Annotated in this window: 11 protein-coding genes; 6 read left to right on the forward strand and 5 right to left on the reverse strand. The window is 34.4% G+C overall.

What is annotated here, in order from left to right; translation table 11 throughout:
- Positions 1-50: 50 nt before the first annotated feature.
- The 5 genes from BUE22_RS13045 to BUE22_RS13065 form a co-directional block, all read right to left on the reverse strand.
- Positions 51-1,322, reverse strand: coding sequence for a fasciclin domain-containing protein (locus BUE22_RS13045; protein ID WP_084540258.1), 1,272 nt, complete (start codon positions 1,320-1,322; stop codon positions 51-53).
- 79 nt (positions 1,323-1,401) lie between these two features.
- The gene (locus BUE22_RS13050; RefSeq protein ID WP_073395389.1) at positions 1,402-2,460 is read right to left on the reverse strand and encodes an IPT/TIG domain-containing protein; all 1,059 of its coding nucleotides are present in this window, start codon (positions 2,458-2,460) and stop codon (positions 1,402-1,404) included.
- Between the two features lie 18 nt (positions 2,461-2,478).
- Positions 2,479-4,038 carry a RagB/SusD family nutrient uptake outer membrane protein gene (locus BUE22_RS13055; RefSeq protein WP_042565244.1) on the reverse strand — a complete coding sequence of 520 codons (1,560 nt, stop codon included), beginning with the start codon at positions 4,036-4,038 and terminating at the stop codon, positions 2,479-2,481.
- Positions 4,039-4,048: 10 nt separating this feature from the next.
- Positions 4,049-7,216: a SusC/RagA family TonB-linked outer membrane protein gene (locus BUE22_RS13060; RefSeq protein WP_073395390.1), complete on the reverse strand. Its 3,168-nt coding sequence runs from the start codon at positions 7,214-7,216 to the stop codon at positions 4,049-4,051.
- A 310-nt stretch (positions 7,217-7,526) separates the two neighbouring features.
- A complete protein-coding gene (locus BUE22_RS13065; protein ID WP_073395391.1) occupies positions 7,527-8,405 on the reverse strand; it encodes an AraC family transcriptional regulator in 879 nt (292 codons plus the stop codon).
- Between the two features lie 303 nt (positions 8,406-8,708).
- Between BUE22_RS13065 and BUE22_RS13070 the strand changes: the two genes are divergently transcribed.
- From BUE22_RS13070 to BUE22_RS13095, 6 genes are all read left to right on the forward strand, one after another.
- Complete coding sequence (locus tag BUE22_RS13070; protein ID WP_073395392.1) at positions 8,709-9,839, forward strand: glycoside hydrolase family 26 protein; 1,131 nt, start codon at positions 8,709-8,711, stop codon at positions 9,837-9,839.
- 105 nt (positions 9,840-9,944) lie between these two features.
- Positions 9,945-11,336 carry an MFS transporter gene (locus tag BUE22_RS13075; protein ID WP_073395393.1) on the forward strand — a complete coding sequence of 464 codons (1,392 nt, stop codon included), beginning with the start codon at positions 9,945-9,947 and terminating at the stop codon, positions 11,334-11,336.
- Positions 11,337-11,364: 28 nt separating this feature from the next.
- A complete protein-coding gene (locus BUE22_RS13080) occupies positions 11,365-12,555 on the forward strand; it encodes a glycoside hydrolase family 130 protein (protein WP_073395394.1) in 1,191 nt (396 codons plus the stop codon).
- A gap of 6 nt (positions 12,556-12,561) precedes the next feature.
- On the forward strand, positions 12,562-13,755 hold the full coding sequence (locus BUE22_RS13085; protein ID WP_073395395.1) for an AGE family epimerase/isomerase: 1,194 nt from the start codon (positions 12,562-12,564) through the stop codon (positions 13,753-13,755).
- Between the two features lie 2 nt (positions 13,756-13,757).
- On the forward strand, positions 13,758-14,987 hold the full coding sequence (locus BUE22_RS13090; RefSeq protein WP_073395396.1) for a glycoside hydrolase family 26 protein: 1,230 nt from the start codon (positions 13,758-13,760) through the stop codon (positions 14,985-14,987).
- A gap of 344 nt (positions 14,988-15,331) precedes the next feature.
- Positions 15,332-16,618 (forward strand): glycoside hydrolase 5 family protein, encoded by a 1,287-nt coding sequence (locus tag BUE22_RS13095; protein WP_243396845.1) that lies wholly within the window; start codon positions 15,332-15,334, stop codon positions 16,616-16,618.
- Positions 16,619-16,667 lie beyond the last annotated feature (49 nt).

The raw sequence follows: 16,667 nt of genomic DNA on the forward strand, positions 1-16,667 counted from the left end.
TAATTGAGTAGATTAGGGAATACTTAAAACAAAACTCAAAATAAATAATCTTATAAAAATCCTATATCATCAAAATAAAGAATGCTTGGATTTCCCGGATCTACCGTAATTCCGTTGGAGTATTCTTTAATAAAAAGCGTATTAAAAGTTGCTCCAACTTTATCTGTTTTCAAGTCAGAGAACGGAATAGAAATATTATTCCATTGTCCGGCTGTTAATGTAACAGTTGTTCCAAACTCATCGGCAAAATCAGAATTTAACGAAACTAAGATTTTAGTACTTTGGGTTGGATAAACAGAAATTTTCAAGTAGCCATAATCAGCTATATTTAACGTATTGAATCCAATATTAAAACCACTCCATGCATCGGCATATTTTTCAATTGCATACGTTCCTCTGCTTACTTTTACCGTACTTTGAAAATCAGAAGATCCTCCCCAGCCTCCAGAAGATTCTGGTGTTGCAGATCCTGAGAAATCATCTCCGTAAAGTAAAAATTTAACTCCAACAGTCGCTGTATTTGAGGTACCAAAAGTAGTTTGCACCTTTATAAGCGCATAAGATCCAAAATCAGCAGGAACAGTAACCTCAATTTTTGAGTTTGAAACTGTTTTGAATGTAGCCTCTTCTTCTCCAAATTTTACTGAAGTAACATTTACAAAATTGGCTCCATTAAGTACTAAAACATCACCGGGAGAAGCAAAAGCCTGCGAAACACTTGTAATTGATGGTGATGGAGGAATTAATGAAATGACATTATCCAAAACATGTACAAAACCATTTGTTCCATAATAATCCAGACCAACAGCTGCTTTATCAGAACCATTAACTTTTAGAACACCTTCTTCAACTTTTACATCAAGTAAGTATAAATCTGAATTTGCGAGGTTTGCCAATGTTGTCAATTGGCCGGTTTCCAGATAATCTGCCTCAACTCCTGTTAACTTTCCTACTCGTTTTTTGACACCTTTTACAACATGACTTAAAACAATTTGTTTTAAAACATCGACAGGAACGAGATTAATATCAGGATAACCAAGTGTATTTACATAACCGCTTTTTACAAGAAATGCTTCAAATGCGGCATCTGTTGGTACAAAAAAGGTAAAACTATCTGCGGTATCTAATGTTGTCTCTAATTTTGTTAATTCAATTGCTTTATAATAAAGACTTAAATTCGTATTTGCTTTAAGTAAGCCGTAAACCGAATTATAATTCTGCTCTGCGCCACCAACATCCGGCAGTGAATCGTCGCATGAAGCCGCCATGGCAACCAGACACAAACACATTGCAATTTGCTTAATTTTATATATTATTTTCATAAGTTTATTTTTGATATTAAATCACTTTCTAAAAGATTCCAATTCAATAAATGAAAATCATTAGAAAGCTTTTAAATTATTATTTTAAGACAAAACCAAAATCATCAATAAGAATTGTATTTCCTCCAAAATTTCCAGACTCCTGAAACGTAATTTCTGTTATTTCTGCTGGATTTCCCACTGCACTAAAAGGAATTTCAATATAAGTCCAATCTGTTTTGAATGCTAAACTGAATGTTGCGCTATAATTTCCGTTTACGATCATATTCGCTGTTCCTGTTTTTTCTCCTTTTAAATTAATCCTAATACCCTTGTATTTAGTCATATCCACCTTAGTTTTGTCGATACCAACATACAAACCATTCCATCCGCCAGCTTTCCATTGAATACTTTTAGTTCCTTGTTTAGCATCTTTATCATAAGCTACATTATAACCATCGGCAGCATTCCATAAACCATCGTATGCTTTTATCGAAGTATAAGCATCATCGTAAATAGCGCTTCCAAAAGATTGCGAAGCAACAGTAGTTCCTGAAACATTCGTTATTGATAAGTTTTTATATTGGATATCATTTGGAACCTGAACTTTAATTTCTGTCAACGTAGAAGATATTGGTTCTACAGTAGTAGTGCCAAAATTAACTACAGGTCTAAGAAAATATTCTCCTGTTATGGTAATAATATCACCTGGATTTGGATTAATTGGAAATCCATTAATATTAGGAAATGGAGGTCTTATTTTTACATTATATACTAATGTACCAATGTTGGTTACGATTTTTAATTCGTCCATTTCATTGTAATACGGTGTTTTTTGATCTACACTAACTACAATAGCATTATCAGTAACAAAAGTTGGATTAAAAGTAGATTCTAAACCATTAAAAGAAATCGATTTTAAAGTTGCAAAACCGGAACCTCTAATAATATACGTATTTCCTGCATTAATGACATCAGTAGGTACATCAACTTGTCTGTCACCTTCTATTAAAGGATCATCAATAACTGATTTGCTAATTCCGGTAACGGCTAAAGTACCTGATGAACCTCCATCATCATTGGAGCAAGCACTTAGTAAAATTAAAATTGAAGCCAGAAAATAAAACTTCAACAACATTATATTTTTTAGATTTTTCATAATTGTTTTCTTTAAAGTTTATTTAAAAACATAAGGAACCGGAGCTTCTTTTAATTTTGGATTTTTTCTAACATCATTTGCTGGTTTAGGAAAAATAAAATCTGTTTCTACCGGCGTATAATGTTTTACTCCTTCATAATCTGAACCTCTGTCTTGTTTCGAAATAATATCAATTGCCTCTGCTCTTGGTAATCTGCCTAAATCATACCAATACTCTCCCTCAAAAGCAAATTCAACTCTTCTTTCATGAAATAAACCTGTATGTGTCAAAGGTGTATTTGCATCTAATTCGCTCAAACCTGCTCTTTTTCTAACAAGATTGTAAGATGCTTTTGCAGCAGCATTATTAGTTTCATCTGCACCTGCCATAATTGCTTCGGCATGAATTAATAAAAGATCAGCGTAACGCATGATATAATTACAATTACTCATAGACGCCCAATTGTCTGCAGGTCCCGTTTCTCCGGTAGCCTCACCTACAACATATTTTTTTACTGCCGCACCTGTTGCATCCAAAGCGTTTGGATATTTTGTTTTATCAAGGGTGAAACCAACAACGCCGTCTCCTTGCATTCCAGGATATGTGTCACCGTAAATCATATAAGATTCTTTTCTTCTTACATCTCCGGTTTCAAATGCTTCCTGAATATCATTTGAAGGAACGTAAACAGCTCCATAAGATGCATTGTTTAAAATTTCCAAACCATATTGAACATTCGATGGATTCCCAGCCTGATACTCATTTACAGCACCAGACCATTGCCATGAATAAATAGACTCTTCGTTATTGTTTTTGCTTGTTAAAAATAAATCTGAATAATTTGGTACAAGTGCAAACTCGCCAGAATTAATTACTTTTTCTGCCATTGTTTTTGCATTCGGATAATCTTTTTGATAAAGATAAATCTTTGCCAAAAATGCTTCAGCAGTTCCCTGAGAAACAAAAACATTTTCTGAACTTGCGCCTCTGGCTCTAACTTTTGCTTTAAGATTTGCTGCTGCATATTTTAAATCATTTTCAATGAATTTATATACATCTTCAATTCTGTTATTGTTTACCAACGGATTTTTTGCAAGTGCTAAATTATCCTCAATAATTGGCACAGGACCAAATAAACGAACTAAATAGAAATAAGAAATTGCTCTGAAAAAATGCGCTTCTGCAATTGTATTTTTAATTACATCAGGGCTTACACCAGCTTTCGCATTATTATTTAAATTATTAATCAAATCATTTGATTGCGCAATAACTCCAAAACATGATCTCCAAGGATCTGATAATATATAACTATCAGAAGTTAATTTAAACTGAATAACTTCATTTCCGTCAACATTAGACCAGCAATTTCCCGAAGACATTTCTGAAAGTGCAAAAAAACATTTTGTGAAAAATGGCGCCCACATTCTTCCATACATTCCATAAGTAGTACGCTGAACTTGTTCATCTGATGTATAAAAGTTATCACTTACATAACCATCTTGGGTAGGTCGATCTAAATAATCTTCACTACATGAAGCAGATAAAGTAAGCAAAACGCAAAGCGCTACGCTTTTAAAATTTATTTTATATATTTTCATAATCGTTTTATTAAAATTCTACATTCATTCCTAAAGTAATTGTTCGGTTCGTTGGGTAACGTCCGGAATCAATACCGCTCAATAAAGCATTTTGGTTATAATCTCCAATCTCCGGATCATAACCCGTGTATTTTGTGAAAGTGTATAAATTTTGAACACTTGCATAAAATCTAAGTTTACTTAATTTAGTTTTAGAAATAACATCCGATGGTAAGCTGTAAGCGAAAGTTAATTGCGAAATTTTCAAATAAGAACCATCTTCAACATAACGGTCAGAAATTGCAATATTTGGATGTCCGTCTCCGCCATCAGGTCTCGGATATTTAGCATTCGGATTATCCGGTGTCCAAAAATCAGCAGCTTCAGCCAATTGGTTTTCATATAAACGCTGATTTTTTGTAGCAGCTCTTCTGGTAAGGTTCATTACTTTATTACCTTGAGATCCTGTAAGGAAAATGGTAAGATCAAGATTTTTGTATCTAAATGAATTCGAGAAATTATAAGTAAATTTAGGTGCCGGATTTCCAATATAAGTCAAATCTTTTTCATCAATCAATCCGTCTTTGTTTTGATCTACATACTCAACATCTCCCAAAACACTTTTTACTGCTTTGTTTCCTGTAAATGGAATTGGTGCATTTGCCAATTGCTCATTTGTTCTTATAATTCCAACCGTTTGATAGCCGTAAAACTGACCTATTGGCTGACCAACTTCACTTTTTGTTACCGTTTTTGTGGTATAACCATTAACCTGAACATCTTTAATTAAGTCAAAGTTATCAACCAGACTCAATAATTTATTATTGTTTTTTGCGAATGTAACCGTAGCATCCCAAGAAAAATCTTTACTAAAATTGTTAGAATATTTTAAAGTAGCTTCGATACCTTCATTTCTTAAACTTCCTAAGTTTACTGTAGGAGCCGCCAAACCACCTTGATATTGTTCTAATCCTGTAACATAGGTTGGCAAAGGCAATACAAACAAAAATCCTGATGATTGTTTTCTGTATACATCTACACTTGCATTCAATTTAGATTTAAATAAACTAAACTCTAATCCCAGATTGGTATCTTCTGCCGTTTGCCATGTCAAATCAGGATTCGCAATATTACCTGCCGTAAAGAAATTTCCTAAAGCCGATTTAATGGTTTGAATGTTAGAAGCATATAACCCGCCGCTAATATTTTGGTTTCCTGTTTCTCCATAACTTGCTTTCAATTTAATATTATCTACAAAATCTTTTGTTCCTTCCATGAATTTCTCATTAGACAATTTCCAAAATCCTGAAATCGAAGGAAAGTAACCCCATCTTTTATCTTCGGCAAAATTAGAACTGCCGTCAGCTCTTATTGTAGCCTGTAAATAATATTTATTGTCATAATTATAGTTAAGAGAACCTGCAAAAGAGTACAAAGCATTTGCACCTTTATATTCGCTCGCTACCAAAGTCTTTTGATCTCCAAGGTTTATAGAGTGTACATCATTACTTAACAATCCGCTTATAGACTGGCTTCCGCCAAACCAATGAGAATCGTTTGCTTCCTGAATCCCCATTAAAGTAAAATTATGTTTTCCTAAAGAAGTATTGTACGTCAACATATTTTTAAGCGTTAAACCATACCAGGTATTCGCTCTTTCCTGAAGATGATTTACTTTATTTACAGCTGCTCCCCAAGTATAAGTAGGCTGAAATCCATCAAAATTTTGAATATTGGTAGAACCACCAAAATCAAAACGATAATCCAATCCTTTAGCCAATCTAATGGTAGAATAAAAATTACCCTGAAAATTCTTTTGAACCAATTTATTGGTATTCATCAAAGTACTTGCAACCGGATTAATCCAGGCTCCCTGTGATCCGTCTTTTGGCGGACCAGCATAAGTTCCGTCTAAATTTTTAACCGCAACATCAGGAGTCGATAATATTGTAGTACCAATAATACCATCGCTATAGCCTTCGATAGTTATATTTTGATTTGTTATACCGGCTGTTATAGAAACGCCTATTGTTAACCAATCTTTTACCTTTGATTCCAGATTAGTTTTAAAAGTATATCTTTTAAAATCAGACCCAATAACAACACCTTCCTGATTTAAATATCCCCCAGAAATATAATAATTGTTGTTATCTTTTGCTCCTGAAAAAGACAATTGGTGACTGTTCATTAAAGCAGTTCTGTATATTTCGTCCTGCCAGTTTGTCCCACTACCCAAAACAGAAGGTACTGCAAACTCATCTCTTGGCGCAACACCATAATAACTTGCCAATGCATTTTGCTGTGTGGCGTATTGGCTTAAATTCATTGTATCTAGCAATCTCGTAACCTTTTGAGTAGAAAGTGCTGTGTCATAAGTTATTTTTCCTGTACCTTTTTTACCTCTTTTAGTCGTAATAATTACAACTCCGTTTGAAGCTCTTGAACCATAAATTGCAGTTGCTCCGGCATCTTTTAAAATATCCATGGTTTCAATATCACTAGGATTCAAAAAAGCCAGTGGGCTATTGGTTACAGAACCTGTATTTGTACCTATATAACCACTTACAATTGTTCCTCCAGTTGACTGATTTGTTGCATCTCCTGAAATAGGAAGCCCATCTACAATATACAAAGGTTCATTTGATCCGCCTAAAGAGGCAGCACCACGAATTTTTACAGAAACATTTCCTCCCGGCCTGCCAGAGTTATTTGTAACTACAACACCTGCAGCTCGTCCTTGCAATAATTGTTCTACCGTAACTTGTTGGGAATCTTTAAAATCTTTGGCTGTTACAGTAGAAATTGAACCCGCAACATCTTTTCGTTTCTGGCTTCTATATCCTACGTTTACAAGTACTTCACGCAAATCTTCAGCACTAAGCTTTAGAACAACATTTATTTTACCTCCGCTTTTAACGTTTATAGTTTGGGAAACGTATCCAATAAATGAAACCGAAATATTTGAATTTGCAGGCACATCAATAGAATAATTTCCATCAAAATCTGTAGAGGCAGAAATTTTACTTCCTACGACCATTATATTGGCTCCGGGTATAGAAAGTCCCTGAGCATCAGAAACTATTCCTGTTACTTTTACCTGAGCCGTAACAAAATTACATGTCAGTAACAAGAATAAAATCAAAGGAACTAATCTGTGGTTAGCGTTCCAATGAATGAAGTTAGTCATTAGTCTTTTCATAATAAATGTTTGGTTAGTTTAAATTTGTTCTTCATAATTCAGTAATAAAGGGTTGTGGTTTACTTTCTAAATTATTTAACAAATCTATAACACAAGAAACGATTAAATTAATAGTATTATATCATTTGATGATAATATTTTTACTATAGCGCTTTAAAAAAACATATATGAAAAATAAAACGAATCTTTTTTACATTATTCGCAACGACCTACCCTTAAACAACTTGAAATTATAAATAAAAATTAACGAATAAGCGAAATGCAAACGTTTTCGTTAAAAATAATATTTGTTTGTGCAAAAAAAGTATCACTATAAAATTCGCTTTAATCCAGAAAAATCTTCCCTATACTGACTTGGTGTACAATTTTTAGTAGCTTTAAAACTACGATTGAAGTTGGCAATATTATTAAAGCCTGATTTAAAAGCAACTTCAGAAACGCTCATGTCTTTTTCAACCAGCCAGCGAGCCGCATATCCTATCCTAATATCATTGATATAATTGACAAAAGTTTTCCCGGTGCGTTTTTTAATGAATCGGTTAAATGAAATAATAGACATGCTCGCAACATTAGCAACATCCTCTAAGGTGATCTTTTCAGCAAAATGTTTTTGCACATATTCATAAACCACTTTCATTTTATCATAATCATCAAACGTATCATAATCTACTGTATAAGTAGAAAGCAGTCGCTGATTTCTGGAATTTGCCAAATCATATAATAAGGAAGTAATTTCCAAAAAGTAGTCCATACCATCTAGTTTTGAGAGCTTTACTAGTCTTGGCGTTAATTCTTCAGTAACTTTTTTAGAGAATAAAATACCATGAATCGATCGATTAAACATATCACGGATAGGATTCATAATTCGTCTCGACAATAAAGATTCATGAAATAAATCATTATGAAACTGAATTGTAATTTCGTGGATTTTTTTGCTTGTACATTTATTAAGTTCCCAGCCGTGATATAAATTTGGGCCAATTAAAACCAGTTCGACATTGTCAATTTCCTCAATATTATCTCCAACAACCCGCTTCACTCCTTTTCCATTTAAAATAAAATTGATTTCAAATTCAGGATGATAATGCACCGGAAAATCAAAATTATCTTTTACTCTGTCAAACACCAAAAAGCTGTCTCCCGCAGAAAGCGGAGCAATTTCTCTGTAAAAATTCTTAGCATTACTCATCCTGAAAACTGTTTTATAAAAATGATACTCAATTTTTTATTTGCAATAATATGATATATAATTGATAAAATAATATTAAATAGACTATAAACATCCGTTTATCTTTGAAAAATAGAATTATCATTATTTCAAAAACAACATCAATAATAAACATTAATCATTTTTAATAATATATCTTTTTAAAGTTTTAATAATTTTATATAAAAAACAATATCAAATTAAAGATCGAAAATTGAATTATAAAAAAGTCATTATTAATTTACCTTTTTATATCATATTACAGGAAAACAACTAAACTCTAAAATGAAAAAAAACATAATAACCTTAATAATTGCAGTATTTATAGGCGGTTCTTGTTCTTCTCAAAATAATAAGGCTAATACTAATTTGTCACTTTCAGATCATAAAGCAACACCTGAAACCGTTTCTCTATACAAAAAACTCAATAAACTAAGTCAGAAAGGATTTCTTTTCGGGCATCAGGACGATCTGGCTTATGGTGTAAAATGGAAATATGAAGATGGCAGAAGCGATATAAAAGATGTTGTTGGAGATTATCCCGGAGTTTATGGCTGGGACTTAGCGGGTCTGGAAAAAGACAGTCCTAACAATATAGACGGAATTCCATTTACCAAAATGAAGCAATATATAGAACAAAGTCACGAAAGAGGCGGAATTACAACGATAAGCTGGCATTTTGACAATCCTGCAACTGGAAAAAGTGCCTGGGACAACACACCAAATTCATTGAAAACAATTTTACCAGGCGGAGAAAATCATCAAAAATTTACCGTTTGGCTAGATAAAGCTGCTGCTTATTTGTTATCCTTAAAAGATAAAAAAGGGAAAAATATTCCAGTTCTTTTTAGACCCTATCACGAACTTACCGGCGGTTGGTTTTGGTGGGGAAAAGGAAACTGCACGCCGGAAGAATTTAAAGCTGCATGGAAATTTACCTTTGAATATTTACAGAAAAAAGGAGTTCATAACCTGATTTATGTCTACAACACAAGCAGTTTCAACACAAAAGAAGACTTTTTAGCTCATTATCCCGGAGACAATTACGCAGATATGATAAGTTTTGATTCTTATCAGAATAATGACGACAAAGAGGGGCAAAAATTCATCGCCGAAGTTCAAAATCAGTTAAAAATCATTAACGAAATTGGTATTGAAAAGCACAAATTAATTGCTGTTGCAGAGGCTGGTTATGAAGCAATTCCTGATCCAAAATGGTGGACAGGTACTTTACTGAAAGCCATTGGAGATTATAAAATATCGTACGTTTTATTATGGCGAAATCACGGCTGGCAGGAAAAAGAACAAAAAATGCATTATTACGCGCCCTATACCGGACAAATAAGTGAGAAAGATTTTGTTGATTTTTATAATTTGGATAAAACTTTATTTGAGAAGGATATCAATAAAAATTGAGAATTAAAAATTAAAAATCCGCGTCATCCGCGTGCTAAAAATTCAACACACAGAAACATTAAAACAACTAACCAAATCTAACCACAACCATAAAAAAAGACCTAAATGCACGATAAAATTAGTTTAAAAGAAAAAATAGGTTACGGTCTTGGAGATGCCGCATCATCCATGTTCTGGAAAATTTTCAGTATGTATCTTTTATTTTTCTATACAGATGTTTTCGGATTGGCACCTGCCGTTGTAGGAACCATGTTCTTGATTACCAGAATCTGGGATTCCTGTTTTGATCCGATTGTGGGAATCATTGCCGACAGAACAAAAAGCAAATGGGGAAAATTCAGGCCCTATTTATTATGGGTTGCCGTGCCTTTTGCCGTAATTGGCGTATTAACTTTTTACACACCTGATTTTGACGAAAAAGGAAAAATAATCTACGCTTACGTAACATATTCCGCAATGATGATGATCTATTCGTTAATCAATGTGCCATATGCATCCCTTTTGGGCGTAATGTCCTCTGACCGAAAAGAAAGAACCACTTTATCATCTTACAGAATGGTTTTTGCCTTTGGCGGAAGTCTTTTGGCACTTTGGTTAATCGAACCTTTAGTACAATATTTCGGCGGAAGCCTAAATTCCAAAACAGGCTGGCTGGCAACAATTTCCGTTTTTGGGGTTATAACAACAGCTTTTTTCTGGGGATGTTTTTTCTTTACCAAAGAAAGAGTAAAACCAATTGGTGACGAACAGGCGAATTTAAAAGAAGACTTAAAAGATCTGCTACAAAATAAACCCTGGTGGATTTTACTCGGAGCCGGAATTGGTGCTCTGGTTTTCAATTCCATTCGTGATGGAGCGGCCGTTTATTACTTTAAATATTATGTAAGCAGCAGTGTAAACTTTGATTTTTCACTTTTCGGAACCGATTTTCATATGACACCAACTTCTATTTATTTGGTTTTAGGGCAAGCAGCAAATATCATAGGAGTTATAATTGCAACGCCAATTGCAAATAAAATTGGCAAAAAGAAAACCTTTGTGGGCGCAATGGCATTGGCTGCACTTTTAAGTTTAGTTTTCTATCTCTTCGGAAAAGAAGATGTTTTCTTAATCATGAGTTTCCAGATTTTAATAAGCATTTGCGCAGGTTGTATTTTCCCGTTAATCTGGTCAATGTATGCCGATAGCGCCGATTATTCAGAGTGGAAACAAGGCCGCAGAGCCACAGGTTTGGTTTTCTCTGCCTCCTCAATGTCACAAAAATTTGGCTGGACCATTGGTGGTGCGGGAGCAGGATGGCTTTTAGGATATTTTGGTTTTCAGGCCAACGTAGAACAAACCGTTGCCACCCAAAACGGAATTCAATTAATGTTAAGCATACTTCCTGCCCTGGCAGCATTTATATCAGTCGCTTTTATTTTTTTCTATCCTTTATCTGAAGAAAAACTTCAAACGATCGAACAGGATTTAAATGAAAAAAGAGACCTGACTAATTAAAATATTACGGATACAGAAATCGATTTATATGACTACAATAACATCTTCGACTATTTTTCAAGACAGAAAAATAGCATTAGAAAAAGAACATACAACACTGATTGAGCAAAAAAATAAGCCTCAGGATCAGGCTGGAAACGGAATATATGAACGTTACAAAAACCCGGTTGTGACTGCAGCTCACGTACCATTAAACTGGCGTTTTGACCTCAACGAAAAAACAAATCCGTTTTTGCAGGAACGAATTGGCATGAATGCCGCTTTTAATGCCGGAGCCATCAAATGGAACGGAAAATATTTACTGGCCGTTCGTGTAGAAGGAATTGACAGAAAATCTTTTTTCGCTATAGCGGAAAGTCCAAACGGGATCGATAATTTTAAGTTCTGGGAAAAACCATGTGTAATTCCACAAACTGAAGAACCGGACACCAACGTTTATGATATGCGTTTGATCAATCATGAAGACGGTTGGGTTTACGGTATTTTTTGTACTGAAAGGAAAGATCCAAAAGCACCAAAAGGCGATACCAGTTCGGCTGTAGCCAATGCCGGAATCGTACGCTCAAAAGATTTAGTAAATTGGGAAAGATTGCCCGATTTAATTTCAAATACCGGACAACAGCGCAACGTGGTTTTACATCCCGAATTTGTAAACGGAAAATATGCTTTATACACACGTCCACAAGATGGATTTATTGATGTTGGTGCCGGCGGCGGAATTGGTTTAGGTTATGTTGAAGATATGACAAACCCAATTGTAAAGGATGAAAAAATCATCTTCGGAAAACAATATCACACTATTTACGAATTGAAAAATGGTCTTGGCCCCGCTCCTATCAAAACAGAAAAAGGCTGGCTGCATCTCGCACATGGTGTTCGTAATACCGCTGCAGGTTTACGCTACACACTTTATATGTTCATGACAGATTTGCATGATATTACAAAAGTAACACACGTTCCTGCAGGTCATTTTATGGGGCCAGAAGCTATTGAAAGAGTTGGCGATGTATCGAATGTTTTGTTCTCAAACGGATGGATTGAAGATACGGATGGAACTGTTTATGTATACTACGCATCATCTGATACAAGAATGCACGTTGCTGTTTCATCTGTAGAAAAATTAGTTGATTATGTTACCAATGCTCCCGCAGATACTTTTATTTCTGCAGGATCTGTAAAAACGATCATCAATCAAATTGAAAAAAACAACGCAATATAATTCACCGTGTCAACACAACTAAAGCAACTTAAAACCGAATTATCAGCTGAATTGGATTCAATTTTAGACTATTGGTCAAAAAATTCAATCGATACTAAAAATGGTGGTTTTATTGGTCAGATTGATAACGATGAAAATGTTATTGAAGATGCAGAAAAAGGTTCTGTTTTAAACGCCAGAATTTTGTGGTCGTTTTCGTCAAGTTATCAAATCACAAAAAATGAAGAACACAAAGAGATTGCAAAACGCGCTTTTGAGTTTCTTTCAGCCTATTTTTATGATGTTGAATTTGGCGGATTATTTTGGAGCATCAATGTTGATAAATCACCAAAGGATACAAAAAATCAAATCTACGCTTTAGCTTTTGCCATTTACGGACTGTCTGAATATTATGCTATTTCTAAAGATGAAAAAGCTTTGGCAATAGCTATAAATTTATATTTAAGAATAAAGAAAAATAGCTACGACCCAATAAACAAAGGCTATCTGGAAGCTTTTACAAGAGATTGGCAATCTATCGATGATTTGCGTTTGAGTGAAAAAGATGCCAACGAAAAGAAAACAATGAACACACATTTGCATATTGTTGAGGCATATGCAAATTTGTTTAAGGTTTGGAAAGACAAAACACTTCAAAACGATATTATCGAATTATTACAAACTATAGAAGAACATTTCATCAATACCCAAACCGGGCATTTACGTTTGTTTTTTGATGAAAACTGGATAGAAAAACCAGATGTGATTTCATACGGCCATGATATCGAGGCAGCGTGGCTTTTGCTGCAATGCGCCGAAATTTCTGAAGATGAAACTTTAATCGCCAATTACAAAAAACACGCCATTCAAATGGCAGAAGTGACCAAAGAAGGTTTAGATACTGACGGCGGTTTATGGTACGAATTTGATCCCGAAAAGAATGAACTAATTGCCGAAAAACACTGGTGGGTTCAGGCCGAAGCTTTAATTGGTTTTTACAACGCTTATCAATTAACAGGAAATGAAATTTATTTAGACATAGTTTTAAAAAACTGGGATTTTATAAAAAACCACATTCTGGACACTAAAAATGGCGAATGGTTTTGGGGAATTTACCGTGATAATTCCCTGATTGAAAAAGACAAAGCCGGATTCTGGAAATGTCCGTATCATAATAGTCGTGCTTGTATGGAACTTATTCACCGCATTAAAACAGCCTAAAAATGAAAAGTACTTTTTTCAAAATAGCATTTTTAAGTCTTTTTGTTTTGGCTTTTATAAATTGTTCTTCGGATAAAGAAACAGATAATGAAATCATCGTAGATCCTCCTGTGCAGGATGATGCTTTGACAACGCAAAATGTTACCAATTATATGGTTGATGCTAATGCAACTAAAGAAACTATAGCTTTATTTTATAACTTAAAAATACTTGCAAAAACAAAAGTTGCTATTGGTCAGCAAGATGCTTTTAATAGTTTTTACCAAGATGCTGCGGGCGACTCTGACATTAAGAAAAATACAGGTTTTGATCCAGCCGTTTTGGGTTCTGATTTTATGTTTATTACCGATAAAAATAACAATAATCAGGCTGATAACTGGTTTTATCAACAAGAATTAAAAATTACAAATGATGTGAAAGTTGCTTACGCCAAAGGCATGATAAATACTTTTAGTTGGCATTTGAGAGAACCTAACAATGAAGATTCTTTTTATGCTGCCGATATGACATCGGAACAAAAAACCACTGCTTTTAAAAGTATTTTGCCTGGCGGAGCAAATCACGAATGGTACAAGAAAAAACTCGATAAAGTTGCCAGCGTTGTTTTAAATTTAAAAGGCGCAAATGGAGAATTGATTCCAGTAATTTTTAGGCCATTTCATGAATTTGACGGAAGCTGGTTTTGGTGGGGCGCTAATTTTTGTACTGCTGATGAATACAAAACCGCGTATCAATTTACGGTTGATTATTTGAAAAACACAAAAGGAGTTCACAACATTTTATATGCATTTTCGCCTGACAACTCCTATACTACAGAAACCAATTATTTAAGCCGATATCCAGGAGATAAATATGTAGATATTCTGGCAATGGATAATTACGGAGATTTTGATAATCAAGGTTCTGCCGGAGCTGCAAAAGCAAATTTGAAACTAAAAACTATTTCTGATCTGGCGAAAACGAAAGTAAAAATCGCCGCTTTGTCAGAAACTGGTTTTCGCGTTACAAGTTCTAATTCGCCTATAACAGATTGGTTTTCGTATTATTTATATAGTGCATTAACATCAAATAGCGTAGAAATCAGTTATGTAATGTTCTGGAATAACAACACTGACGGTTATTATGTTCCGAATGGTTCTGTTTCGAATGCTACTGATTTCAAGACATTTGCAGAAAAGCCAAAATCGGCATTGGTGAATTCGTTGCCGAAAATGTATGAATTGCCGAAGTAAATTAGTACAGAAATAGCACGCGGATTTGACGGATTAAAACTAATTTACACAGATTTATTCTTATTTTTTGTCTTTTTTTGTCTTTTTTTGTCATTCCGAGGAACGAGGAATCTTCGTAAGAAGCTCGACAAAGATTGGCGATTCTCTGGATGGAGTTACTTGCGGAGATTCCTCGTTCCTCGGAATGACAAAACAGTGGAATTGGAATCAATTAACGAAACTGACAAAAAAGAACTTCTTATGAAACCTAAAGCCATAGCCCTGATAGAAGTGAAAATCCTTTTGTGCCGGGGTTCGGCACAAAAGATTGAAACGGATAGCAGGATTAGCTCCTAAAAATATAAATGATGAAAAATAATTTTCTAAAAACCTTCGGATTAGCTTTAATTTTTTCTGTAGTCGCTTGTAACGCGCAGGAAAGAATTACGGTAAAAGGAACGCAATTTTATAAAGGCGACAAACCATATGCCTACATTGGAACCAATTATTGGTACGGAAGTTTGCTGGCTTCAAAAAAAGTGGGCGACCGAAAAAGATTGCTTCGCGAACTGGATTTCATGCAAAAAAATGGTATTGATAATTTGCGTATTCTGGTTGGTGCCGATGGTGGAAAATACGATTTTACGGTTCGTCCGGCATTACAATACGAGCAGGGAAAATATGATGATGATTTGCTTGACGGATTGGATTTTTTGATTGCTGAAATGAGCAAACGTAAAATGTATGCGGTTTTGTATTTGACGAATAACTGGGAATGGTCTGGCGGAATGTCGCAATATCTGGAGTGGAATGGCAAAGGCACAATTCCGGTTCCGAATATTGCTCCAAATACCTGGCCTCAATTTATGTCGTATACCGAACAATTTCATAGTTGTGAACCTTGTATGAAAGCTCTGGAAGATCATGTAAAATTTATTATTGGAAGAACAAATCAATATTCTAAAAAGAAATATAACGAAGACAACACCATTATGGCGTGGCAGGTTGGAAATGAACCAAGACTTTTTACAGTAGAAAACGAAGCAAAATTTACGATTTGGCTAAATAATATTGTGAATTTGATTGATAGCTTAGATAAAAACCATTTGGTTTCGACTGGTTCTGAGGGAAAAAACAGTTCGAATGACAGCATGGAAATTTTTGAACGCACACACCAGAATCAGAATATCGATTATTTGACGATGCATATTTGGCCTAAAAACTGGAATTGGTTTAAAGCAGAAAATGCTGAAGCCACAATACCAAAAACAATCGAAAATGCTGGGAAATATATTGACGATCATATTAAGGTGGCTAATAATTTGAAAAGACCGATTATTATTGAAGAATTTGGTTTACCAAGAGAAAATGAAAATTTGAATGCGGGCGCTTCTTCTCTTTATCGCGATCAATTTTACAGTTATATTTTTGAAAGAGTTCTTGAAAGTCATAAAAATGGCGGTCCTTTACAAGCAGCAAATTTCTGGGGATACGGCGGTGAAGGAAAAGCGGTCAACGAAACTGGCAAATGGAATCCCGGCGAACCGCTAACAACAGATCCTCCGCAAGAACCACAAGGATTGAATTCTGTTTTTAATGGAGATAAATCGACTTTGGAAATTGTAAAAAAATACAATAAACAATTGAAGTAGTTAAAATTTTAAACCATATAAGTTCATTTAAGAGATTATAAGCTGAACT

This window comes from Flavobacterium pectinovorum (genome assembly GCF_900142715.1).
Taxonomy (GTDB): domain Bacteria; phylum Bacteroidota; class Bacteroidia; order Flavobacteriales; family Flavobacteriaceae; genus Flavobacterium; species Flavobacterium pectinovorum.

Coding starts and splice junctions, on each gene's coding strand:
- BUE22_RS13080 (WP_073395394.1), top strand. CDS start 11,365: ATGACTACAATAACATCTTCGACTATTTTTCAAGACAGAAAAATAGCA.
- BUE22_RS13090 (WP_073395396.1), top strand. CDS start 13,758: ATGAAAAGTACTTTTTTCAAAATAGCATTTTTAAGTCTTTTTGTTTTG.
- BUE22_RS13070 (WP_073395392.1), top strand. CDS start 8,709: ATGAAAAAAAACATAATAACCTTAATAATTGCAGTATTTATAGGCGGT.
- BUE22_RS13065 (WP_073395391.1), bottom strand. CDS start 8,405: ATGAGTAATGCTAAGAATTTTTACAGAGAAATTGCTCCGCTTTCTGCG.
- BUE22_RS13055 (WP_042565244.1), bottom strand. CDS start 4,038: ATGAAAATATATAAAATAAATTTTAAAAGCGTAGCGCTTTGCGTTTTG.
- BUE22_RS13045 (WP_084540258.1), bottom strand. CDS start 1,322: ATGAAAATAATATATAAAATTAAGCAAATTGCAATGTGTTTGTGTCTG.
- BUE22_RS13060 (WP_073395390.1), bottom strand. CDS start 7,216: ATGAAAAGACTAATGACTAACTTCATTCATTGGAACGCTAACCACAGA.
- BUE22_RS13050 (WP_073395389.1), bottom strand. CDS start 2,460: ATGAAAAATCTAAAAAATATAATGTTGTTGAAGTTTTATTTTCTGGCT.
- BUE22_RS13075 (WP_073395393.1), top strand. CDS start 9,945: ATGCACGATAAAATTAGTTTAAAAGAAAAAATAGGTTACGGTCTTGGA.
- BUE22_RS13095 (WP_243396845.1), top strand. CDS start 15,332: ATGATGAAAAATAATTTTCTAAAAACCTTCGGATTAGCTTTAATTTTT.